Origin of the sequence: Streptomyces fradiae (assembly GCF_041270065.1) — a bacterium.
Lineage (GTDB): Bacteria > Actinomycetota > Actinomycetes > Streptomycetales > Streptomycetaceae > Streptomyces.
In genome coordinates this window covers 4,054,549-4,076,604 of record NZ_CP065958.1, presented here as the reverse complement: position 1 = coordinate 4,076,604, position 22,056 = coordinate 4,054,549, and the positions used below count along the sequence as shown (strand labels likewise).

The window sequence follows — 22,056 nt, the reverse complement described above, 5'->3', positions numbered from 1 at the left end:
GCCAAGCCATCTGTAGGCATTGACCATCACTCAGTGGACAGCCATGGTCACGCTACGCGGGATCGGAGGGTATGACCGGGCGCTAGTGGCGAAGCCTGGTTCATCATCAGCCGGTGAGGCAGGATTTCCTCCCGCCATGATTGGCTGCGTACCACTCAGCCCGTGAGTCGCATCTCCACGAGGACGGAGCGCAATCCACTGTCCCCCGTCTCGCCGACCGGCTTGTACTCGTTGGCAGGCACATTGATGATTGTCTCTGCGCCGCTGGCGGTGAGAGTGGCCTCGACGGGATGGTCCTCGGTCCACACGCCGTAAGCGTCGGGCAGCTCCAGCGTGAGGAATCCGCTCGTCGAGGTCGTCTTGAAGCAGTAGCCGTTGATGTCCAGGCGGGACTCGATCTTGATGTCCCACGCCTCTGAACACGGAACCAAGGTGATGTGTCCGTCACCTCGCTTCAGGGTGATGTGTCGGTCCTGAAAGATCTTTTCGGCGTTCGGGTAGCTGAAGTCCTCGACTGCTACCGGCATCTCAGTGGCAACGTCCGTGGTGGCTGCAGCCTGCGGAGCCGCCTGGGCACCTGTAGTCAGGGCCACCGCTCCAACCGCCGCGGCAATGACGCCCGAGGCCCCGATCAGGAGCGCCCTGCGGGCACGAGATATCGCCATGTTCTTCCTCCCCAATGAAGCCAAGACAGGGGACTCCCCCCTTCCGCTTGGCGAAAGTAAAGCACATGTAAGGTTCCTGTGAACATGCTCTACAACTCCCCCTCACCTGCGGAGATGGCGGGCCGTGTTCGCAGATCCGGGGGGCTTCTCGCAATCGATCTTGGCGATCGCACCGCCCTCATCGAGGTTCTCCACGAGTGATCATGTCCGTCTTGCGTGGATCTTGGCGTGATGTATCCCCCCGGGCATGCTTTTCCGACTTGGAGGATTGCTCAGGTGAAGCACCAGTCACGCCCCAGATGGATGGGGCGTAAGCGAATTGACAGACTCGCAGAGCGGCCCCCGGGCTCGGCCGCCCGCCGCGTATGCGCCGGTCTGCTGTCCACGGCCATGGTGACCGGGCTGTTGGGGACAGCACCAACTGCATCCGCTGTCGATGCCAGCGAGGGCACGGATCGCGCGCTCGTAGTCGAGTACTGGACGACGGGTGGGCCGGGGGTCAAGGAAGCCGCCGAACACGCACTGCTTGGCACGGATGCGGACATCACGCAGTTCCTTGCGAACCAGAGCTTGATCCAGCAGGTCGATGATCGCGTGGACGTCAGTCGCATCATCAATGCTGGTGGTCCGTCAGTGCGTGAGGCCGCCATGGCTGCGCTGAAGGGCACGCCGGCCGACGTGCAGGCGTTCTTGACAGACGGATGGAAAGCTCCGTACCAGCTGGATCAGCGGGTCGAGGCCTCCAAAGTCATCAACTTCGGCGGGGTCGGAGTCAAGGAGGCCGGCGAAGCAGCCCTCCGGGGCACGCCCGATGACGTCGAGACGTTCCTGAAGGAAGGCCAGTACGCCGCTCGCCAGACCGACGACCGGGTTCAGGTTTCGAAGATCTACAACTCGGGTGGCCCGAACATCCAGGCGGCCGCCAAGCTCGCCCTCCAGGGCAGCTACGACGACCTGGTCGAATTCCTGGAAGTGGGCCAGTTCGTCGCCCGCAACCGCGACCAGGAACATGCCACCATCGCGCAGCTCACCGAGCAGGTTAAGCGGGCCGGCAAGCAGGCAGAGGACGCGACCAAGTCTGCGGAGGAGGCCTCCGCACGGGCGATTGTCGCCTCGGAGCTGGCCAAGCAGGCAGCCCAGAAGGCCGCGCAGGAGACTGAAGCAGCCAAGAACGATGCGACGCGTGCCGCTGTCAAGTCCAGGCAGGCCGCTGATGCTGCAAGGGCTGCTGCCGAAGCAGCCCAAACCGCAATCGGTGCAGCCAATGCCGCAAACCAGTCCGCGAAGATCGCGGCACTGGCCGCTGCGCAGACCGCGAACGCGGCAGCGGCGGCTGCCGACGCCGCGAACCGCGCCTACAATGCGTCCATCGCCGCGGGCAAGGACAAGGGACAGGCCGCCAACGCGGCCCAGCAGGCCCAGGCAGCACGCGCGGCAGCGAGCCTCGCCACAGAGTCGGCGAAGGCCGCTGACCAGGCAGGTAAGGCATCGCTCGCCGCCGCCAGCGCGGCCGCCGCGTCCAGAAGCGCTAGCAATAACGCCGATCTCGCTGCCGACGCAGCAGATCAGGCCGCTGGCTACGCGGACGCCGCCGGTGTCTCGTCTGCCGAGGCCAGGGCGGCAGCGGCGGAGACCCGCCGCCACGCGACCGAAGCCAACCGAGCCGCCACCGCTGCGGAGGCGCTGGCCCGTAAGTCCGCCACCGCCGCCATGGAGGCACGTGATGCGGCGAACTCGGCCGCCGCACATGCCAACAACGCGGCTACCGCTGCCGAATCCGCAGCCGCACACGCGGGAGAGGCAGCGGACTACGCGGCGGAGGCCACCAAACAGGCCAACGCCGCCAAGGCTGCCTCAGATACAGCAACTGCTGCGGTTGCGACCGCGAAGAAGACCTTCGATATTGCCCGGGAGGTCGAGGCCGAAGACTTGACGACTCGCACAGCTGCCGCTGTCGAGCGTGCCAGGACCAATAAGGCAACCGGGGATGAATTCGTCAAGGAAGTCTCCGCCAGTGTGGTCGAAGGCAGGGAGATCGAGGAAGACACCAAGGCGCTGGCCAGCCAGCTCAGTCAGCCGGGCGCGGACACAACTGCGATCGCCGCAGAAGGTCGCAAGCTCGCCCTGAGGGCGATGAGGCACTTCGGCTCTTGGCGTCAGGAAGCGGCAGCTCAGGCCCTGGGCGGCACCAATGAGGATGTACTGGACTACTTGCGCACCGGTTGGCAGTCGGCCCAGCAGTACGAGATACGCCAGCAGGTCTCCGACCTGGCCTCAAACAGCCCCTACGAAGCGGTACGCACCGCAGCCGCCAATGCACTGACCGGCACACCTGGGCAGATCGCCGACTTCTACACCACCGGCCAGCACACCGTCGCAGGTGTCGAGTACCGCGTCTTGGTCTCGAAGATCCACAACGAGGGCGGGGTAGGGGTAAAGGAGGCCGCAGAGGCGGCACTTGCCGACGGCAGCACCCAGGCCATGCTGGCCTTCATTAACAGCGGTCAATACACCGCACGCCACTCCGACGAGCGAGTAGAAGCCAGCAAGCTGTTCAACGACGGTGGGCCCGAACTCAAGGCTGCAGCCAAGGTCGCCCTGGCCGGGCCAGCAGACGAATTGCACACCTTCATCCGGGCCGGCCAGTATGTGGCAGACCGCAAGGACAAACTCGCCGACAATCACATTGCTCAGGTCCAGCGTCTGATCGCCGAGGGCGGCGTTATCGCTGCCAAGGCTCTGCAGAACCGCTGGCTCGCAGCCAAGGCTGCGGCCGAGGCCAACCAGGCCGCCGCCGAAGCCGAAGCCGCAGCCACCGAAGCGCAGAAGAGCGCCAGTCAGGCAGCCCAGTACGCCACCCAGGCCGCCGCCGCGGCCAACGCCGCCGCAATCAGCGCCACCCAGGCCGCCGCATCCGCCACTACCGCCCGCAACGCCGCCAATCGCGCACAGCAGGACGCAGTGGCCGCTGAAGAGTCTGCTGCCCAGGCGGAATTCTCCGCCAGCTACGCTCGAAACTCAGCGAAGCAGGCTCGGGGTTCAGCGGATGAGGCTCGCAAATCTGCTCTGGCCGCCGGAAAGAGCGTCACCGAGGCCGAGAGTGCCGCTTCTGACGCCTGGAATCAGGTAGTCGAACTACGCGAATCCGAAGCAGCGGAGACGCGCCGCGCTGCTGAGGAGCAGCGAAGCTTCAAGCGGGACGAAGGGAACAAGCCTAGCTGCATTATCAATATCTACCGGGACCACCTTCCGGCGTGCGCAATGGCCCCCAGCCACTTCGATGTCGTGGTTCCTCGAGCAGATCCTGCCAGCGCACAACTGGCCATGGACATGTTCGGAATTACCGATGCCATCGCCTGTGCTGAGAACCCCACCCTTGGCCAGTGCCTCATGGCAGGCCTGATGCTCCTTCCGATTGGCAAGCTCAAGCTGATTGAGAGGGGCCTTAAGTCCGTCGACAAGATCGCTGACGCCACTCGAGCCGCCAGGGCAGCCAAGTGCGCCACTTGTTTCCTCGCCGGCACCAAGGTGCTCATGGCCGATGGATCAGCAAGGAACATCGAGCAGGTGAAGCTGGGTGATGAGGTCATCGCCGCTGACCCGTATGGAAACCAGGCGGGCTTGCGAAGGGTAACCAACCTCATTATCACCGAGCGGGACAAAGACTTCAACGAACTCACCATCGCCACCCGTAAGGGCTATGAACGCATAACAGCAACCCACGAACACCCTTTCTGGTCGCCATCCGAGAAGAAATGGGTGACGGCAAGTTCTCTCCGTGAGGGCACGACCCTGCGTGCTGCTGACGGAAGCACAGTCGCCGTAGCGAAGAATCGTTCGTTCAGAAAGGATGCTCGAACCTACAATCTGACGGTCGACAGCCTGCACACGTACTTTGTTTTCGCGGGCGGCACTCCTGTCCTGGTGCACAATGCAGGATGTAAGATCGCCTGGCTGAGCGGAAAGCTTCCTGCCGCCGAGGAAGCAGGCCTCGCTAGCACCCTGTCGCACATCGTTGCCGGCACAGTGCCGACCGGGCCAACTGCTACTAGATGGGGTATTCAGTTCAAGAACTGGGCTGGGGATCTCCCGGGTGAAAAGGGGCTTGGATCTCCGTACCTGGAGTATCGCGTCCCCAATCCATACGGCAGCGGCGCAGGCCCACTTCGCGTGGTGCGAAACAAGGAAACTGGCGAGACTTACTACACATGGACTCATTACGGAGATGCGGGAGACCCGCCCTTCGTTCGAATACGGTGAGCGATATGCATTTGAGCAATGGCCTCACGGTCATTTCCCCGGCCGAGGTTCAGGAGGTCCTCAGCGAGGCGGTCCGGCAGGAGGTCCCCGTGTTCGTTCTTACGACAGGAGGCCAAGCCGACCGGGACTCCTTCTTCCGGGAAGTGCGTAAAGCATTGCCGCTAGATCCTCCGCTTTCGAGCTCGAGGAGCTGGGATGCGCTGTCCGATTCTCTATGGGAAGGCCTGCGTCTGCATAGCTCTCAGCGCATGGTCATCCTGTGGGGCGACGCCGGCCCACGAGACAGCAGGACAGAGGAGGAATTCCGGATCGCCCTGGAAGTTCTTCGTGACGTTGCCGAAACACTGAGCGACCCTGTCATTACCAACAGCAGGCCAAAGCAGTTGTCTGTCTATGTCGCCACCGAGCCGAGTAGTGGCTCTATGGATGGCGCTACCGAAACCCCGACCTAGTCGATAAGTAGAGGCCCCGTCATTCAAGACTGACGGGGCCTCTACTTATTTGAAGGGTCTGCCCTCGTCCTTGCGTCAGCGGCCTGATCCGAGCGCGAATTCTTCTGCGTAGTGCGTCAAATACTGTGGGCGAGCTGAAGCTTTCGAGCTCCAACAGGCGGGACGCGCTCTCCGGCCGGAAAGCGCCAGCCGAACTCGGCCAGCTTCTCCGCCTGCGCCTGAACGACCGCCATCCGCGCGTCCCGCTCCTCCGCCTCCGTGTGAGACGGCTGGCTCGTCGCCTGTCCGGGCCACTTGCGGTACAGGAGACCCACCTCGGCCGAGAACCAGCCGCGGCTCGTCGCGTGGCTACGAAGTGAAGACCTTGAGTGTCCGCAACCAGCCGAGCAAGTCGTCACCGTTCCAACTCCGCTGGAAGGGCGGTCCTGAGGTTCACCGCCTGGTCTTCGCGAACAAGACGCCGGCGGACGGCCACCGTTCCCGCCTCATGTCGGCCCAACACAAAGGCAAGCGGTTCAACACAGAGATCGGTCTCCCCGCGTCCGAACTGCGTACGCTCGACTCCCCCCTGGTTCGTGCACGCCTGCGCGTACGCCCAGATGAATTGAGCCAGTGCTGCGGCAAACACCGCGTCGGCATCGCCGGAAACCTGACCAACATCACTCCGGCGCTTACGACGAGCCAGAAGGGAGCGCCGGAGGCCAGGACGCTCCGCCTGTCCCTGCGTAACTAGGCGTTCCAGATGGTCAAGGACGACGAGGGCGAGTGGACGCCGAGGAAGGACGTCCAGGAGCCGCCGGAGGAGGTGGCTGCCGCGCTCGATTGGATCGCGGCAAACTCGCTCAAGGTCAAGACCTGGCCGTGTAGGACAAGCTTCACCCCGCGCTCAAGACGATCTCGCTCACGCTGAAGGGCAAGAAGGCGGCGGACAACACGGTCGCCCGAAAGCGGACCGTACTGAGCAACGCGCTCCGGTACGCGGTCGAGCGGGACCTCCTCGACGGTGAACCCGCTCACCCGCATCGACTGGAGTGCACCGGAGACGGACGACGAGGTCGACTTCCGGTACGTCCCCGAGCCGAAGATGGCCCGCGAGCTCATCGACGCCGTCCGCGCCCAGGGCCCGCGCGGCGAGCACCTGTACGCCTTCCTCGCGTGCATGTACTACGCCGCGAACCGTCCGTCGGAGGTGGCCGACCTGAAGAAGTCGGACCTCGTCCTGCCGGAGGAGGGGTGGGGCGAGATGATCCTTGCCGGCAGCCGCCCGGAGGTCGGCTCCGGCTGGACCGACGACGGCAAGCCGTACGAGGAACGGGGCCTGAAGCGCCGCGCCCGCCGCGCCACCCGCCCCGTACCCATCCCGCCGGTTCTCGTCCAGATGCTCCGCGACCACATCAAGACCCAGGGGGCTCGCCCCTGACGGCCGCCTCTTCCGGGCCGTGCGCGGGGGCCGGGTCCGGTCGAACGAGTACACCGAGATCTGGCAGTAGGCCCGCCGCAAGGTGCTCTCCGAGCAGGAGGTGACCACCCCGCTCGCCGACGTGCCGTACTCGCTCCGCCACGCGTGCGTCTCGCTCTGGATCAAGGCCGGTGTCGACCCGGTCGAAGAAGCCCGTCGCGCCGGCCACAGCATCGCGGTCCTGTGGCGCTTCTACGCGAAGATCCTCCGGGGCCAGCAGCACAAGGCGAACGAGCTGATCGACGCCGCCCTGGACAACTGAGCCAGCACCCACACCTCGGAGCCCTCGCGTCTAGCGGGGGCTTTGCGTTCCGTCACTCGGTTCAACGCCGGGCGCTACCACTCAGGGAGAGGTCACCATGTCGGCATCGTCGATCCAACGAGCAAGGATGCTGAATGCAGCCAACTGCTCAAGTGCTTCGTTCTCCTCCAGCTCATGATCAAGCTCGTGAGCGATGGGGTTGCGGATCGCCGAGTAAACGCCGCGGGCGAAACTGCCAGCACCATCGTGGCGACTCCGAAACGTGTCACTTCCGTCGTCCGGTCCGAGCCGGAGTCGGGGCTGTCCGCTGGCTGGCGGCTTCACGGAGAACGCGTCTGACAGGAGCTTTGCCTCAGAGAGGTCCTTCCGGCCCAGCTTCGCCTGCGCCTGGGCGTTGATCGCTTTGGCTGCCACACCCACTGCCTCTCGAAAGTACCCGCTACTCCAGAGGCCCTGGACACTTCCCCAGACCCAAGGGTGGAACGTTGCTGCGTCGAGCTGAGGAGCGCCGCTGCCAAGGTTGTCGATCAGCTCTTGCTCAGCTTCCAGCTGCGAAATGGCCCTGTGCGTCGCCTCCCGCTCCCGCCAGTACGGCTGCTTCTTCCCCTCCGGCCAATCAGCGGTGCGCCATTCCGGCAGGACGCGGTCCAGGATCTGCTCGGTGACCTGGGCGGCTGCCTGCACCTCGGCCTTGGGCCGGTCGAGCTTGTAGTGCCAGAAACCAAAGGTGTTGGGAGCATCTGGCACGTAGGTGATGGAAGCGATCTCAAGGAACGACCTGAGCTTGTTAATCGCCCACTCGCGGTTCATCTGGCTCATCGCTCAATGATCCAGGTCGCTCATGCAGACCGACAATGGTTTCTCACGCAGACGCAACGCTGCGAGGGAGCAAGAACGGGGACTGGCCGGGCGGCCGGGAGCTGACCACAGTTTGACCACACGCACTGATCCACAGTGGGACTGGGTTGGACACGGTGGGACAGCAGGAAACGTCGAAAGGGCTGCCGATCTACTCGGGAGCCACTCTCACGTGCAGCTTTGTCAGCTGCGGAAAGTCTCTGGTGGTGGCCCGGACCGCCCCGCGAAGCTGATCGCGGTTTCAAGACCGTTCCCTTAGGCCGCTCGGGCAACCCACCCTCGCCCCGCCTCACCAGGCGCGGAGCGGGCTACAGCCTACCGGCTGTGCGGGGCCGGGCTGTAAGAGCGGCGTAAGCGGTGGGAGACCGGTCAGCTGTCGCCCGTGCGTTCGCCCAGGGTGACCGTGGTCGTGGTGGGCTTGCCGTTGCGTTCGTAGGTGATCTTGACCGTGTCGCCGGGCTTGTGGGTCCAGATCTCGCTGATCAGGGTGGGGCCGCTGTCGATCTGGCGGTCGTCGAAGGTGGTGATGACGTCGCCCGGCTTCAGGCCGGCCTTGGCGGCGGGGCCGTTGGGGGTGAGGGAGGGGGTGCCGCCGGAGCCGGTGTCGGCGATGACGGCGCCCTCGCCGCGGTCCTGCATGTTCACCGTCGCGCCGATGACCGGGTAGACGGGCTTGCCCGTCTTGATCAGCTGCTGGGCCACGTTGTTCGCCTGGTTGACCGGGATCGCGAAGCCGAGGCCGATCGAACCGGCCTGGGACTGGCCGAAGCCGCTGCCCGCCGACTGGATCGCGGAGTTGATGCCGATCACCGCGCCGCTCGCGTCGAGCAGCGGGCCGCCGGAGTTGCCCGGGTTGATCGAGGCGTCGGTCTGCAGGGCGCTCATGTACGAGTTCTTGCCACCGCCGCCGTCGCCCGAGGCGACCGGGCGGTTCTTGGCGCTGATGATGCCCGTGGTGACCGTGTTCGAGAGGCCGAAGGGCGCGCCGATCGCGATCGTCGAGTCGCCGACCGCGACCTTGTCGGAGTCGCCCAGCGGCAGCGGCACCAGGTTCGACGGCGCGTTCTTCAGCTTGATGACCGCGACGTCGTAGCCCTCGGCGCGGCCGACGACCTCCGCGTCGTACGTCTTGCCGTTGGAGAAGGTCGCGGACAGCGTGCCGCCGTCCGCCGCCGACGCCACCACGTGGTTGTTGGTGACGATGTGGCCTTCCTTGTCGTAGACGAAGCCGGTGCCGGTGCCGCCCTCGCCCTCCGAACCGCCGGACTTGGCCTGGATGGTGACGACGCTCGGCAGCGCCTTCGCCGCGACCGCGGCGACCGTGCCGGGGTCGCGCTTGAACGAGGAGGGGGCGTCGCCCGAGGAGACCGTGGTCGAGCCGGCGGTGTCGCCGTCCCGCTGGGACGCGGCCCAGTAGCCGATGCCGCCGCCGACACCGCCGGCGACGAGCGCCGCGACGAGGACGGCCGCGACCAGTCCGCCGGTGCGCTTGCGCGGTGCCTCCGGGCCGGGCGGCACCGGCGGCGCACCCCAGGCGGGGGTCACCGGCGGGGCCGGCGGCCAGCCGTCGGCGCCCTGAGCGCCCTGAGCCGCAGGCGCTGCGACGGTCGCCGGCGCGGGCGCCACGGGCGGCGCCACCGGCGCGGGAGGCGTGGGAGGCGTGGGAGGCGCCGCAGGGGCGGACGGGGCAGCCTGCTCCTCCGGAGCCGCCGGAGCCGCCGGGCTCGCCGGAGCCGCCGGAGCAGCGGGGGTCGCCGGAGTCGCCGGAGCTGCCGCCGGGGCCGCCGGAACCTCCGTGCCCTGGTCCTCGTTCTCGGTGCTCACAGCTCTCTCCTCGTTCACTGCGCGGGCCGTCGCGGTGGAATCGTGCTGCGGTCAGCTTTTCCCACAGCACGTCAGGCCACTGTAAGCCGGAGCTGTGCGTCCGCACCCCATTGTTTACATGGGGTTATAACGGACACCCGTACCATGTCGCGGTGACCCACGCACCGCAGCCGCCGAGCCACCGCAGCCCCGTCCAGGTGGTCGCCCACCGCGGCGCCTCCGAGGACGCCCCCGAACACACGCTGGCCGCCTACATGAAGGCCATCGAGGACGGCGCCGACGCCCTGGAGTGCGACGTCCGGCTCACCGCCGACGGACACCTCGTCTGCGTCCACGACCGGCGCGTCAACCGCACCTCCAACGGCAAGGGCGCCGTCTCCGCCCTGGAGCTCGCGGACCTCGCCGCGCTCGACTTCGGCACCTGGAAGGGCCGCGACGAGGCGGGCGAGAGCCCGGACTGGGGCGACCCGGAGGCCACCTCCGTCCTCACTCTGGAACGCCTCCTGGAGCTGGTCTCCGACGCCGGCCGCCGGATCGAGCTCGCCATCGAGACCAAGCACCCCACCCGCTGGGCGGGCCAGGTGGAGGAGAAGCTGCTCGAGCTCCTCGGCCGCTTCGGCCTCGCCGAGCCGGCCACGCCCGAGGACTCCCCGGTCCGCGTCATGAGCTTCTCGGCCCGCTCCCTGCACCGCATCGCCACCGCGTCGCCGACCATGCCGACCGTCTCGCTCTCCCAGTTCGTCACCCCGCGGCTGCGGGTCGGCGGGCTGCCGGCCGGCGCGCGGATCGCCGGCCCCTCGGTCCGGATCGTGCGGCACAACCCGGCGGTGATCCTGCGGCTCCAGAAGGCCGGCCACCAGGTCCACGTCTGGACCGTGGACGATCCGGAGGACGTGGAGCTGTGCGTACGGCTCGGCGTGGACGCGATCATCACCAACCGGCCCAAGCAGGTCCTCGCCCACCTCGGCCGCGCCTGAGCCCGAACCGCCCAACCCAACCCAACCCAACCAAACCCCCTTTCACCCCTTTTGACCCAGCCGCACCACCGGTGCGGGGTGTGCACCGGCGCGTTCGGGACGTACGCGATCGTCACGAGTGCGTCACCGGAGGCGTACTGGCCGGTTTCCGGTCCAGGCCATTGGGGCATTCACCACGTGGCGTGGGGCAAAGGAGGTCTCGGGGGTGGCGTTGGTGGTGGCACAGGAGGTGCCCACGTCGTCGAGCATGGCCGTACCCCATGGCCCTGCGGGCGTGGGTGAGGCACGGCACCGGATGCGGGAGCAGTTGAGCCGCAGCGGAATGGCCGAATCGGTCGTCGACGACGCGGTACTGATCCTTTCCGAATTGTTGAGCAATGCCTGTCGGCACGGCAGACCGCTGGGCTGTGCGGACGTGGGCGACGGAGATGTGCGAGCGGCCTGGAGCATCGACCGGTCCGGCGGACTCACGGTGGAGGTCACGGACGGCGGCGGTCCCACCCGTCCCGTTCCGGCCACTCCGTCGGTCACCGCGCGCGGCGGCCGCGGGCTGAACATCATCAGCGCGCTCGCCCAGGACTGGGGCGTACGGGACAGCGCGACCGGCGAGGTCACCGTCTGGGTGCAGGTCACCGGCGGCCACCGCGGCGAGGACTTCGCCGCCCGGGTCGGCGGCGGCTCCGGATTCGGTTTCCTCGACGCGTACGACGACCTGGAATGACGACCCGGAATGACGACCTGGAATGACGACCTGGAATGACGACCGGGGGTACGGGGCGGGCAGGACGTAGCGGACACCCGCCCCGCTCCCGGCGCTCCCAGCACTCCCGGCCCCCTGGTGGCTCCCCGAGGCTCCAGGCCCCTCCCGGGGGACGCCGCACCGGCATACCCGCGTCGCGGTCCCCGTGCGGCTAGGCTCGCGCCCGAGACAGCACCGCCGCGATCGGGAGAAAGCCACACCATGGCCAAGAAGCGCCCCCAGACGAAGCCCGGCAAGGCCGGCAGCACCGGCCAGGCACAGGTCACGAACGGGGAGATCCCGGTCGTCGGTGCGCGCGAGCCGTGCCCCTGCGGTTCCGGCCGCCGCTACAAGGCGTGTCACGGGCGGGCCGCCTCGCACGCCGCGACCGAGCTGGTCCAGCGGCCCTTCGAGGGGCTGCCGGGCGAGTGCGACTGGGTCGCGCTGCGCGAGCTGGTGCCCGCCGCGACCGTGCCGCTCACGCTGAAGGCCGGGCTGCCCGAGGGCGTGCCGTCGGTGACGCTCGCGACCGTGCTGCCGATGGCCTGGCCCGCGCTGCGCCGCGACGACGGCTCGGTGCTGCTCGCGCTGCAGAACGACTCGTCCTCCGGCGACCTCGCCCGCGACCTGGCCGACACCCTGGAGCGCGCCCTCGTGGCCGAGCCGGGTACGCCGGTCGAGCCCCGGCGCGTACCGGCGGAGGGTCCGCGCCTTCAGGATCTGCTCGACGCCGACAGCGATTTTTCGCCTGTCGTGCACTCGGGATTCGAATTCTGGATTCCGGAGTCCGCGGACAATTCCAACCCCGAGGTCGCCGCCTCCCTGGAGCGGGCCAACGCCGCCGCCATCCCGACCGTGAAGCTGACCGGCGTCGACTCCGCCTACTGGTGCGAGACGCCGGACAAGAACCACCTGCGCTGGGTCATGCCGCACCCGGAGGAGAAGCTGCTCGACGCGCTCGCCCGGCTGCAGGCCGCGGGCACCTCCTCGCTCGGCCCGGACACCCGCCTCGTCGGCTCCTTCCGGGCCCACGGGCTCATGGTGCCGGTGTGGGACCTGCCCACCACGATGACGGCGGAGGACTGCGAGAAGCCGGCCGCCGAATTCGCCGAGCGGCTCGCTGCGGCCCTCGCCTCGGACGCTCCGCTCACCACCGAGGAGCGCCGGGCGCGCGGCGGTCTCACCAACCGTCAGGTGACGCTCAGCTGATACCCGGGGTGGTATCCGTGACTGATCGGTGACTGATCGGTGACTGACAGACCGACCAGTCGGTGATGTCCGCCACAACCCCTCCTCGGAAGGGCGAAATCCCTGTCCGAATAACCGAGATCGAATTTGCGAACGGCCAATCTCTTGTTACCGTTCTGGAAGCCCGGTCGCTGGTGCATCCCCCGTCGCCAGCGACCGGGCGTTCTCATGCCCGGACACTGATGCGTCTCTGATCCGGAAGACCTTGATCCGCATTCTTCGGATCAAGCGGTGATCAACTGCTCTCCGGCTCCGCCGTGTTGCTTCCCGAGCGCAGCAGCAGCGGCGCATTGCCGTCCTCGCCTGTTCCCGCGAACTCCGCGACCGCCGTGTACGCGTCGGCCGCGCCCCGGCTCCGCTCCCTCGGCGTCTCGCACGTTCCCGGCTCATCGTGCGCCGCGATGGCACAGCGCACCTGTACGGTCCGCCCGCCGGGCGCCATCAGGGTGAGTACGGCGTCGAGCTCCCTGCCCGTCGCGTTGCGGTAGTACGTACGCGCCCAGGCGTCCGGCGCCTCGGCCACCACACAGGTCTGCGCCTCCACGCCGTCGGGCGAGGCGAGTTCGGGCCCGCAGCGGGTGACGGCCGGCGGCTCGGCGGCGGCGGCCTCGGGAACGGCGTCCGCGGTACGGGACGGAGTCAGGCCCAGGTCCTGGAGCAGCCCCTTCGGCTTCGCGTCCCCGCCCCCGCTCCCGCTCCCGTCACCCGCCGGTCCCGCCGACGCCGCGACCGGCACCAGGACCGCGATCAGTACGGCGGCGCCGAGCCCCAGGGCGCGCAGGCGCGCGGGACCGATACGTGCCGGACTCCTGCGCCCACTCTTGCGCGCCATACTCGCTCCTCGGGAACGGATCCTGCCCGCGAAGATAGCCGCGGCCGGCGGACTCCCGGCCGGCCGCGCGCGCGTTTCTGCTGGATGGCGGGCCGTTCCACACCCGTTCGGGTGAACGCCCCCCGGCCCACGAGGGCCGCCCCTCAGTACGCGAGCCGGCTGCCGCCGCCCGGCATGCTCGTGCTCGCCTCGACCAGCGCGTCCACGACCGCCTCCACGTCCGGCAGCCACGGCCGGGCCGAGCCCGCCAGCGGCGCACGCTCCCAGCGCACCTCGCCGGTCCCGGCGGTCGAGGGCGGCAGCGGCAGGTAGCCGCCGTCGCCGTGGAAGCGCAGCGAGGCGGGCACGCTGTCCTTGGAGTGGAGGAGTTCGCCGAGCCGTTCGAGGCCGTACGGGGCGACGAGGATCGCCCAGCGGGTGGGCGTGGCCACGACCGGGCCGAGCCGCATGCCCTGCGCGTCGAGCACGGCGAGCGCGTGGGCGCCGGCGACGGCCGGGAGGCTGACCGCGCAGGGGGCGCGGCCGCCGGTGGCGAGGAGGACCGGGGCCTCGGGGCGCCGGGTCCACCACCAGCGGATCATGCGCGCGTCGGTGGTGGCCGCGAGCAGACCCGGGTCCAGGGGGTGCGCACCGGGCACGACGCACTGGGGATCGGGACACGCGCAGTCCACGACGGCGGGCAGCGGCCCGGCCCCGGGTGCCGCCCCGGGCGATGGCGCGGTGAGCGCCCCTGACAGGGAGCCGGCGGCCACCGCCGCCCACAGCCCGCCGTTCCGGGCGCGCTCCCGCGTACGCCCGCGCGCCCACCACGGCACCCTGCTCCGTACGACGGGAGCGACGGGGGCGACGGGAGCGACGGGGGCCACCGTGCCGACCTCGGCCCGGCCCGCCTCGTCCACGTCGTCGACCTCGTGCACCTCGTCCACCCGCAGGCCCACGCCGGGCACCACCGGCCAGCCCCACTCGGTGCCGAACAGCAGCGCGGCGTCACGCCGCGCCCGCTCCCGTACCTCCGTCGAGGCCCGCACATCCGCCGGGCCCTGCATGCCCTCCGTGCTCGCCCCGCGCTTGCCGCGCCCGAACCGGAGCCTGCGTCGCCTTCCGAGGATCTCGCGCATGAGCGCTCGTTCCTTTCCGTTGAACGCCGAATCCACGCACCACAGGGACGTCACCCTACGTGGTGCTGCTTTCACCGTACGTATCTCTCGCGCACTCGCTGCGCGTCCAGGCGCTGACGAGCCTTGCCCAGCCCGTGCGGGCGCTCTCTGCGAGCGGCGGGCGTTCGGGCGGCGATCCTGCCGGAACACGTTCCCCGCCACTCGGGGTAGGGGTGCGGCCTGCGGTGATGAGGACGCTCGGGTTCCGCGTCCGTATTCAGGGGCGTCTCCAACTGCCCCTGCCCGTCACCGATTACGTACCCGTCACGCTCAAAATGACGCGCTTTCAAACGACGCCAGTCGACCGCAAATGGTGCACACCGGGGTCAATTTTCGGCCAACTTCCCCTAGTCTTCAACCCTCTCGCCGCATCTCACGGACACCAGAAGTCCCATGGTGACAATGCTGGACATCGATCCTCTTGTGCGTGTAGATGTGGATCGATGGGTAGCTGCGCAGAATGACTTGGGGGTTTGCGATGCTATTGCATGAAACGCGCAGGTCGGAAAGCGGAATGCCATGAGTACACCGCGTGCGCCGAAAGTGGCCGGAATCGATTCCACTGTCCCTCCTCCCCCGCACACTGCCGCCCCCACGGCGGCCCACACCGCGGCCCCCTTCGGCGCGCCGCTCCCCCCGCCCGCCTCCGCCGTGGCCCTGCAGGACCGGCTGGCCGGCTGGGTCTCCGATCTCACCCTCCTCCACGAACTCACCGAGTCCCTGATCAGGACCGCCTCGCTCGACGGCGCACTGCGCGAGGTGCTGCGCGCCGGAGCCGCCCTCGTCGGCGCCCGCCGCGGCATGGCCGTCCTCGAACCCGCCGACGGACAGGGCCCGGCCCTCACCGTCGGCCTCGGCCTCGCCCACGCCGAACTCGGCACCATCGAGACCGTCCCGCGCAGCGTCACCTCGTACGGCCGGATCCTCGACGGACTCGACCCGCTCCCCGAGGGCGCCCTGCCCCGCCCCGTCGCCCACCCCGACCTGCGCTCCGAGGAGGACCTCGACCCGCGCCACCGCGAGGTCGCCGCCCGCCTCGGCTACGCCGCCAGCTACGCCCTGCCGCTCGTCACCGAGGAGGCCGGCAAGCTCGGCGCCGTCGTCTGGCTGTACGACGAGCCGGCCGAGCCCACCGAGCGGCAGCGCCACCTGATCGGGCTGTACGGCCGGTTCGCCACCGAGCACCTGGCCCGCCTCCTGGAGGTCGAGCGGGCCCGCGCCCGGGTCGCCACCGTCGCCGAGGAACTGCTGCCCAGCCGGCTCCCCCGGGTCCCCGGCGTCCAGCTCGCCGCCCGGCACCGCACCGGCCCGCGCGGCGGCGGCGACTGGTACGACGCGCTGCCGCTGCCCGACGGCGCCCTCGGCCTGGCCGTCGGCTCCGTCTCCGGCAGCGGGCCGAGCGCCCTGGCCGCGATGGGCCGGCTGCGCGCCAGCCTCCGCGCGTACGCCGTGATGGAGGGCGAGGACCCGGTCGCCGTCCTCTCCGACCTGGAGCTGCTGCTCCGCCTCACCGAGCCCGCCCGCTCGGCCACCGCGCTCTTCGCCTTCTGCGAGCCGGCCGCCCGCCGGATCGTGCTCGCCGGGGCCGGACACACCCCGCCGCTGGTCATCGGCGAGCACCGCACCGAGTACGTGGAGACCTCGCTGTCCGCGCCGCTCGGCATGCTGTCCTGCTGGGAGGCGCCGAGCGTCGAGCTGTCGCCCGCCCCCGGAGAAACGGTGCTTCTCTACACCGACGGACTCCTCCGGCGCACCGGTGACGCCATGGACCGGGCCTTCGCCCGGCTGCACGCCGCCGCCGCGAGCGTGCCCAGGGCGGACCGGGCCGATCCGGGCGCGGTCGCCGACCACGTGCTGCGGACCGTGCTGCCCGAGGGCCTGGACACGGGCGGTGCCGACGGCGAGGACGTGGTGCTGCTCGCCGCCCGCTTCGAGTGACGCCCGTCGCCCTGACCCGCCGGTAGGACCCGGCAGGACTCGGTAGGACCCGGGTGAGAGCTGTCATGGGTCTTACGACTCTTGGCTCCTGACCGCACGCCCGTACGATGGTGGTGGTTCAGTGTCGTACCAAGAGGAGGCAGACCCGTGGCCGAGGAGCTCACGACGGAGAACCCGGAGACCCCGGAGGAGTCCGAAGAGCAGGCGATCAAGCAGCGCAAGAACGGCCTGTACCGGGGCGTCTCCGACGAGCTCGCCGACAGCATGAAGTCCGGCTGGGCCGACACCGAGCTGCACGGCCTCGCCCCGATCGCCCAGGCCGCCCACACCGCTGCCCGCCGCGCCGCGCTCTCCGCGCGCTTCCCGGGCGAGCGCCTGGTGATCCCGGCCGGCAACCTGAAGACCCGGTCGAACGACACCGAGTACTCCTTCCGCGCCTCCACCGAGTACACGTACCTCACCGGCGACCAGACCCAGGACGGCGTGCTCGTCCTGGAGCCCGCCGCCGACGAGGACGGCCACGAGGCCACGATCTACCTGCTGCCGCGCTCCGACCGCGAGAACGGCGAGTTCTGGCTGGACGGCCAGGGCGAGCTGTGGGTCGGCCGCCGGCACTCCCTCGCCGAGGCGGAGCAGCTGCTCGGCATCCCCGCGCAGGACGTCCGCGAGCTGCCCGAGCGGCTCAAGGAGGCCACCGGCCCGGTCCGCGCCGTGCGCGGCCACGACGCCGGCATCGAGGCCGCCCTCACCGACAAGGTCACCGCCGAGCGCGACGAGGAGCTGCGGGTCTTCCTCTCCGAGGCCCGCCTCGTGAAGGACGCCTTCGAGGTCGCCGAGCTGGAGAAGGCCTGCGCCTCGACCGCCCGCGGCTTCGAGGACGTCGTCAAGGTCCTCGACAAGGCGCAGGCCACCAGCGAGCGCTACATCGAAGGCACCTTCTTCCTGCGCGCCCGCGTCGAGGGCAACGACGTCGGCTACGGCACCATCGCCGCCGCCGGCCCGCATGCCTGCACCCTGCACTGGGTCCGCAACGACGGCCCGGTCCGCTCCGGCGACCTGCTGCTGCTCGACGCCGGCGTGGAGACCACCGAGCTCTACACCGCCGACGTCACCCGCACCCTGCCGATCAACGGCCGGTTCACGGAGATCCAGCGCAAGATCTACGACGCCGTGTACGAGGCGCAGGAGGCCGGCATCGCCGCGGTGAAGCCGGGCGCCGGCTACCGCGACTTCCACGACGCCGCCCAGCGCGTGCTCGCCGAGAAGCTCGTCGAGTGGGGCCTGGTCGAGGGCCCGGTGGAGCGCGTCCTGGAGCTCAACCTGCAGCGCCGCTGGACCCTGCACGGCACCGGTCACATGCTCGGCATGGACGTCCACGACTGCGCCGCCGCGCGCACCGAGGCGTACGTCGACACGACCCTGGAGCCGGGCATGTGCCTGACCGTCGAGCCCGGGCTCTACTTCCAGGCCGACGACCTGACCGTGCCGGAGGAGTACCGGGGCATCGGCGTCCGGATCGAGGACGACATCCTCGTCACCGAGGACGGCAACCGGAACCTCTCCGACCAGCTGCCGCGCCGCTCCGACGAGGTCGAGGCGTGGATGGCCGGCCTGCTGGGCTGACCTCTCCCGTACGTACGAAGGGCCCTCGCCGGCATCGGTCGGCGGGGGCCCTTCGCGTTTCACGTGCTCGCGTGCTCAGCTGCTCACGTCAGCGCGAGCGGCGCGTCCGCGCGCCACTTCAGCAGCTTGTCGAAGCTGACGAGCGCGCCGCCCCGCCCCGTACGCCCGAAGTGGACGTGGTCGGCGAGCTCCTCGATCAGCCGCAGGCCGCGCCCGTTCTCGGCGTCCGGGGCCGCGGCCGGAACCAGTGCGGTGCCGGAGAAGCCGGGGCCCGCGTCGGCCACCTCGATCCGGCAGGTCTCGCCGTCGAGGTAGGCGGTGACGCGGTACGCCTCCGAGGTCCGGCCGCCCCGGCCGGCGACGGCGCCGCCGTGCTCGACGGCGTTCGCGCAGGCCTCGGTGAGCGCCACCGACAACTCGTACGACACGTCCGGATCGACCCCGGCCGTCTCCATCGTGCCGAGCAGCAGGCGCCGGGCGAGCGGGACGCTCGCGGCCTCGCGCCGCAGATGCAGGGACCACCAGATGCTCATGCTCCAGCCTCCTGGCTGCGGCTCGACATGCTGCGGCACGACATACCGATACGTATTGCCGTACGGGGTGGTCCATAAGCCCCCTCCCCCCGCAACAGCGCCCGTTCGGCGGATGCGGGGACGCGTCCGCCGGTGTATGTCGCCCCGAAGACCGCCAGAAGACCCCCGGAAGATCCCTCAGAAGATCCCTCAGAAGATCCCCAGAAGGCACCCCGAAGACCCCCAAGGGTGACCTTCCGGACCTGCCGTATGGCGGGGGTGGGCCTGGTGCGATGATGGGCCCCGCCATGTCTGCCCCCGCGCTCGCACCACGTCTGCTGAGGGCCGCGGTGTTCACCGCGGTCTGCGTCGTGCTGTCCGGGCTCGGCCACGCGCTCGCCGCCTGTGCGGGGATCGCGCTGTGGTCGCTGGTCGCCGGTTTCCTCGGCGTCTTCGGGGTCATCGTGCTCTTCACGGGCCGGGAGCGCTCGCTGCCCGCGATCGTGACCACGCTCGCCGGCGGACAGCTCGCCCTGCACGCCCTGTTCGGGCTCGGCCAGCGCCGGCTCGTGACCGGCCCGCAGGCCGACGAGGCGCTCCTCCGGCTCGCGGCCAAGCTGGTCTGCGGGGGCGGCGCCGCCACGCTCAGCCCCGCCGACGCGGCCCGGATCGTCAGCGACGCCGGGCTCGCCCCCGTCGCCCCGGCCGGTGGGGTGCACGCGCACATGGCCGGCATGGCGGACACGGCGGCCGGCCAGGCCGGTCTCGCCTCCCTCGTCCCCAGCCTGCCGATGGTGCTCGGCCACCTGCTCGCCGCGCTGGCGACCGGCTGGCTGCTGCGCCGGGGCGACCTCGCCCTCCGCCGCCTCATGACGCTCTCCGCGCAGGGTGCCGTCGAGCTCGCCGAGTGCGCGCTCGTCCGCTCGCTGCGCGGGGCGCTCGCGCTCGTACGGGCGCTGTTCGCCGGGCTGCCGGGCGCTCCGGCCACCGGGCCGCGCGGCCCGTCCCGTACCGCCGCCGACTCCTCGCCGCCGCCGGTGGCCGAGGCACTTCAGCACATGGTGATCAGGCGCGGCCCGCCGGCCGCCGCCCGCTGCGTCCTCGCAGCCTGACGCGGACCGCTCCAGCCACATCGAGAGACCTCGGGGGGGGCGGGTCCGCAGCGTCCGCGCGTGTGCGCGGACCGCACCCACCTGTCTTCGTACCTCTCCTCTTCCGAGAGGTACCTCCCATGAGCTGGAGAGTCTCCGTCATGAGCGTTTCCCGTACCTTCTCCCGGACCTTCCTCGCCCGTGCCGCCGTCGCCGGCGGGGTCGCCGCCTCCTCCGTCCTGCTGCTCGCCGGCACCGCCTCCGCGCACGTGAGCGTGCAGCCCGTGGGCCAGGCGGCCAAGGGCGGTTACGCGACCGTCAACGTGAAGGTGCCGAACGAGCGCGACAACGCCTCCACCGTCAAGGTCGAGGTCAACTTCCCGACCGACCACCCGCTGGCGTCCGTAATGCCGCAGCCGGTGCCCGGCTGGAAGGTCGAAGTCACCAAGGCCAAGCTGGCCAAGCCGCTGGAGCTGCACGGCAAGAAGATCGACCAGGCGGTCGCCAAGGTCACCTGGACCGCCGACGGCTCGAAGATCGGACCGGGCCAGTTCCAGCAGTTCCCGCTCTCCCTCGGGCAGCTGCCCGAGGACACCGACTCGCTCGTGCTCAAGGCGATCCAGACCTACGACAACAACGAGGTCGTGCGCTGGATCGAGGAGCCCAAGGAGGGCGCCGCCGAGCCCGAGAGCCCGGCGCCGGTCCTGAAGCTGTCCGCCGCGTCCGACGACCACCACGGCGGTGCGGCCGCGGACAAGGCCGACGACAAGGCCGGCCACGACACCAAGGACGGCGCGCACGAGGCCGCCGCCGACACGACCGACACCGCGGCGCGCGTGCTCGGCGTGGTCGGCATCCTCGTGGGCATCGCCGGAATCGCCTTCGGCGTCCTGGCCGGGCGCCGCCGCTCGGCCTGACGGCCGTCACCCTCACGGAAAGAATCAGCATGTCCGACACCAAGTCCGACACGACTTCCGAGAAGAACTCCGAGAAGAACTCCGCCGCGAAGGACGGTGGCCGCCCCGGCCGCCGGGCCCCGCTGATCATCTCCGCGGCCGCGATCGTCGCCGCCATCGGCGTCACCGCGGCCGTGGGCCTCGGCGGTGGCGACGACCCGAAGGCCGGCACCGGCAGCAGCCCGGTCGCCGAGGTCTCCGGCGGCTCCGACAACACCAAGGCCGCCACCGTCCTGGACCGGCCCTTCAGCAAGCCCGACCTGGTCCTGACCGACAGCAAGGGCGAGAAGTACGACCTGCGCGAGCGCACCAAGGGCAAGCCGACCCTGCTCTACTTCGGCTACACCCACTGCCCGGACGTCTGCCCGCTGACGATGAGCAACATCGCCATCGCCCGCAAGGCGCTCCCCAAGGCCGACCAGGACAAGCTCCAGGTCGTCTTCGTCACCACCGACCCGGAGCGGGACACCGCCGCCGAGCTCGGCAAGTGGCTGCCCGCCGCCGGCGACCCGTCCTTCACCGGACTCACCGGCGACTTCTCGGCCATCCAGGCCGGGGCCCGTTCCATCGGCATCGGCATCGACCCGCCCCAGAAGGAGAAGGACGGCTCCGTCGTCTCCATGCACGGCGCCCAGGTGATCGCGTTCTCGCCGACCACCGACCAGGGCTATGTGCTCTACGGCGAGGACACCACGTCCGACCAGTACGCCGCCGATCTGCCGAAGCTCATCAAGGGGGAGAACCCGTGAACCGCCGCACCACCGCCCTGTCCGCCGCCGTGGCGCTCGCCGCCGCGCTCGCGCTGACCGGGTGCTCGTCCGACAGCGACAAGCCCGAGCTGAAGGTGAGCGGCGCGTTCATGCCCCAGCCGGTGATGGACATGGCCGGCGGCTTCCTCACCATCACCAACAGCAGCGGCACGGCCGACAAGCTCACCTCCGTCACCAGCGGTCTCTCGGACGACATCACGATCCACGAGACCAAGAACCAGAAGATGCAGCAGGTGACGTCCTTCGACATCCCGGCGAACGGCGAACTGAAGCTCGAACGCGGCGGCAGCCACATCATGTTCATGGAGCTGAAGAAGCAGCCCAAGCAGGGCGAGAAGGTCGACATCGAGCTCCACTTCGAGAAGTCCGACCCCATCAAGGTCACGCTTCCCGTCGAGGCGCCCAACCACAACCCCAAGCAGCACTGAGCTCT

The 22,056-nt window shown here is 69.6% G+C and carries 20 protein-coding genes and 1 pseudogene; 14 read left to right on the top strand and 7 right to left on the bottom strand.

All coding sequences use genetic code 11. From position 1 onward, the window contains the following. Window positions 1–155 precede the first annotated feature (155 nt). Complete coding sequence (locus JAO84_RS18480) at window positions 156–665, bottom strand: hypothetical protein (protein WP_370413868.1); 510 nt, start codon at window positions 663–665, stop codon at window positions 156–158. A gap of 390 nt (window positions 666–1,055) precedes the next feature. On the opposite strand from JAO84_RS18480, the gene JAO84_RS18475 reads away from it, so the two are divergent. Next, window positions 1,056–4,925, top strand: coding sequence for a polymorphic toxin-type HINT domain-containing protein (locus JAO84_RS18475; protein WP_370413867.1), 3,870 nt, complete (start codon window positions 1,056–1,058; stop codon window positions 4,923–4,925). 5 nt (window positions 4,926–4,930) lie between these two features. Further along, window positions 4,931–5,377: a barstar family protein gene (locus JAO84_RS18470; RefSeq protein ID WP_370413866.1), complete on the top strand. Its 447-nt coding sequence runs from the start codon at window positions 4,931–4,933 to the stop codon at window positions 5,375–5,377. 116 nt (window positions 5,378–5,493) lie between these two features. Here JAO84_RS18470 and JAO84_RS18465 read toward each other — a convergent pair. Then, window positions 5,494–5,733, bottom strand: a pseudogene (locus tag JAO84_RS18465) (hypothetical protein); the annotation flags it as partial. 8 nt (window positions 5,734–5,741) lie between these two features. On the opposite strand from JAO84_RS18465, the gene JAO84_RS18460 reads away from it, so the two are divergent. The 3 genes from JAO84_RS18460 (at window position 5,742) to JAO84_RS18450 (ending at window position 7,098) form a co-directional block, all read left to right on the top strand. Beyond that, complete coding sequence (locus JAO84_RS18460; protein ID WP_370416962.1) at window positions 5,742–6,110, top strand: hypothetical protein; 369 nt, start codon at window positions 5,742–5,744, stop codon at window positions 6,108–6,110. A 270-nt stretch (window positions 6,111–6,380) separates the two neighbouring features. Beyond that, on the top strand, window positions 6,381–6,797 hold the full coding sequence (locus JAO84_RS18455; protein ID WP_370413865.1) for a hypothetical protein: 417 nt from the start codon (window positions 6,381–6,383) through the stop codon (window positions 6,795–6,797). A gap of 82 nt (window positions 6,798–6,879) precedes the next feature. After that, window positions 6,880–7,098, top strand: a complete 219-nt coding sequence (locus JAO84_RS18450; RefSeq protein WP_370413864.1) for a hypothetical protein — start codon at window positions 6,880–6,882, stop codon at window positions 7,096–7,098. Window positions 7,099–7,179: 81 nt separating this feature from the next. On the opposite strand, the gene JAO84_RS18445 is transcribed toward JAO84_RS18450, so the two are convergent. Together JAO84_RS18445 and JAO84_RS18440 are read right to left on the bottom strand one after the other, a co-directional pair. Beyond that, window positions 7,180–7,917, bottom strand: coding sequence for a TIGR02391 family protein (locus tag JAO84_RS18445; protein WP_370413863.1), 738 nt, complete (start codon window positions 7,915–7,917; stop codon window positions 7,180–7,182). Between the two features lie 408 nt (window positions 7,918–8,325). Next, window positions 8,326–9,780, bottom strand: a complete 1,455-nt coding sequence (locus JAO84_RS18440; RefSeq protein WP_370413862.1) for a S1C family serine protease — start codon at window positions 9,778–9,780, stop codon at window positions 8,326–8,328. Window positions 9,781–9,932: 152 nt separating this feature from the next. Here JAO84_RS18440 and JAO84_RS18435 point away from each other — a divergent pair, with 152 nt between their 5' ends. From JAO84_RS18435 to JAO84_RS18425, 3 genes are all read left to right on the top strand, one after another. Continuing rightward, window positions 9,933–10,757 (top strand): glycerophosphodiester phosphodiesterase, encoded by an 825-nt coding sequence (locus tag JAO84_RS18435; RefSeq protein WP_370413861.1) that lies wholly within the window; start codon window positions 9,933–9,935, stop codon window positions 10,755–10,757. Between the two features lie 118 nt (window positions 10,758–10,875). Then, on the top strand, window positions 10,876–11,478 hold the full coding sequence (locus JAO84_RS18430; protein WP_370413860.1) for an ATP-binding protein: 603 nt from the start codon (window positions 10,876–10,878) through the stop codon (window positions 11,476–11,478). 240 nt (window positions 11,479–11,718) lie between these two features. Beyond that, complete coding sequence (locus tag JAO84_RS18425) at window positions 11,719–12,705, top strand: DUF5926 family protein (RefSeq protein WP_265861297.1); 987 nt, start codon at window positions 11,719–11,721, stop codon at window positions 12,703–12,705. 274 nt (window positions 12,706–12,979) lie between these two features. Here the strand turns inward: JAO84_RS18425 and JAO84_RS18420 are convergent, their stop codons facing one another. Next, window positions 12,980–13,576: a hypothetical protein gene (locus tag JAO84_RS18420; protein WP_370413859.1), complete on the bottom strand. Its 597-nt coding sequence runs from the start codon at window positions 13,574–13,576 to the stop codon at window positions 12,980–12,982. 143 nt (window positions 13,577–13,719) lie between these two features. Beyond that, window positions 13,720–14,340, bottom strand: a complete 621-nt coding sequence (locus JAO84_RS18415) for a bifunctional DNA primase/polymerase (protein WP_370416803.1) — start codon at window positions 14,338–14,340, stop codon at window positions 13,720–13,722. 912 nt (window positions 14,341–15,252) lie between these two features. Between JAO84_RS18415 and JAO84_RS18410 the strand changes: the two genes are divergently transcribed. Further along, window positions 15,253–16,671 (top strand): PP2C family protein-serine/threonine phosphatase, encoded by a 1,419-nt coding sequence (locus tag JAO84_RS18410; protein WP_370413858.1) that lies wholly within the window; start codon window positions 15,253–15,255, stop codon window positions 16,669–16,671. A gap of 147 nt (window positions 16,672–16,818) precedes the next feature. Further along, window positions 16,819–18,294 (top strand): aminopeptidase P family protein, encoded by a 1,476-nt coding sequence (locus JAO84_RS18405; RefSeq protein WP_370413857.1) that lies wholly within the window; start codon window positions 16,819–16,821, stop codon window positions 18,292–18,294. A gap of 83 nt (window positions 18,295–18,377) precedes the next feature. Here the strand turns inward: JAO84_RS18405 and JAO84_RS18400 are convergent, their stop codons facing one another. Next, window positions 18,378–18,827, bottom strand: a complete 450-nt coding sequence (locus JAO84_RS18400; protein WP_370413856.1) for an ATP-binding protein — start codon at window positions 18,825–18,827, stop codon at window positions 18,378–18,380. 287 nt (window positions 18,828–19,114) lie between these two features. On the opposite strand from JAO84_RS18400, the gene JAO84_RS18395 reads away from it, so the two are divergent. From JAO84_RS18395 to JAO84_RS18380, 4 genes are all read left to right on the top strand, one after another. After that, on the top strand, window positions 19,115–19,918 hold the full coding sequence (locus JAO84_RS18395; protein ID WP_370413855.1) for a hypothetical protein: 804 nt from the start codon (window positions 19,115–19,117) through the stop codon (window positions 19,916–19,918). Window positions 19,919–20,058: 140 nt separating this feature from the next. Next, window positions 20,059–20,814, top strand: a complete 756-nt coding sequence (locus JAO84_RS18390) for a YcnI family protein (RefSeq protein WP_370413854.1) — start codon at window positions 20,059–20,061, stop codon at window positions 20,812–20,814. A 29-nt stretch (window positions 20,815–20,843) separates the two neighbouring features. Then, window positions 20,844–21,602 (top strand): SCO family protein, encoded by a 759-nt coding sequence (locus JAO84_RS18385; protein WP_370413853.1) that lies wholly within the window; start codon window positions 20,844–20,846, stop codon window positions 21,600–21,602. Next, on the top strand, window positions 21,599–22,051 hold the full coding sequence (locus JAO84_RS18380) for a copper chaperone PCu(A)C (protein ID WP_370413852.1): 453 nt from the start codon (window positions 21,599–21,601) through the stop codon (window positions 22,049–22,051). Before JAO84_RS18385 ends, JAO84_RS18380 begins: the two co-directional genes overlap by 4 nt. Window positions 22,052–22,056: the final 5 nt, after the last annotated feature.

Bases quoted from the DNA above. Each gene is read 5' to 3' on its own strand.
- JAO84_RS18425 (WP_265861297.1), top strand. From the start codon at position 11,719: ATGGCCAAGAAGCGCCCCCAGACGAAGCCCGGCAAGGCCGGCAGCACC.
- JAO84_RS18475 (WP_370413867.1), top strand. From the start codon at position 1,056: ATGGTGACCGGGCTGTTGGGGACAGCACCAACTGCATCCGCTGTCGAT.
- JAO84_RS18480 (WP_370413868.1), bottom strand. From the start codon at position 665: ATGGCGATATCTCGTGCCCGCAGGGCGCTCCTGATCGGGGCCTCGGGC.
- JAO84_RS18395 (WP_370413855.1), top strand. From the start codon at position 19,115: ATGTCTGCCCCCGCGCTCGCACCACGTCTGCTGAGGGCCGCGGTGTTC.
- JAO84_RS18420 (WP_370413859.1), bottom strand. From the start codon at position 13,576: ATGGCGCGCAAGAGTGGGCGCAGGAGTCCGGCACGTATCGGTCCCGCG.
- JAO84_RS18385 (WP_370413853.1), top strand. From the start codon at position 20,844: ATGTCCGACACCAAGTCCGACACGACTTCCGAGAAGAACTCCGAGAAG.
- JAO84_RS18390 (WP_370413854.1), top strand. From the start codon at position 20,059: ATGAGCGTTTCCCGTACCTTCTCCCGGACCTTCCTCGCCCGTGCCGCC.
- JAO84_RS18400 (WP_370413856.1), bottom strand. From the start codon at position 18,827: ATGAGCATCTGGTGGTCCCTGCATCTGCGGCGCGAGGCCGCGAGCGTC.
- JAO84_RS18470 (WP_370413866.1), top strand. From the start codon at position 4,931: ATGCATTTGAGCAATGGCCTCACGGTCATTTCCCCGGCCGAGGTTCAG.
- JAO84_RS18410 (WP_370413858.1), top strand. From the start codon at position 15,253: ATGAGTACACCGCGTGCGCCGAAAGTGGCCGGAATCGATTCCACTGTC.
- JAO84_RS18445 (WP_370413863.1), bottom strand. From the start codon at position 7,917: ATGAGCCAGATGAACCGCGAGTGGGCGATTAACAAGCTCAGGTCGTTC.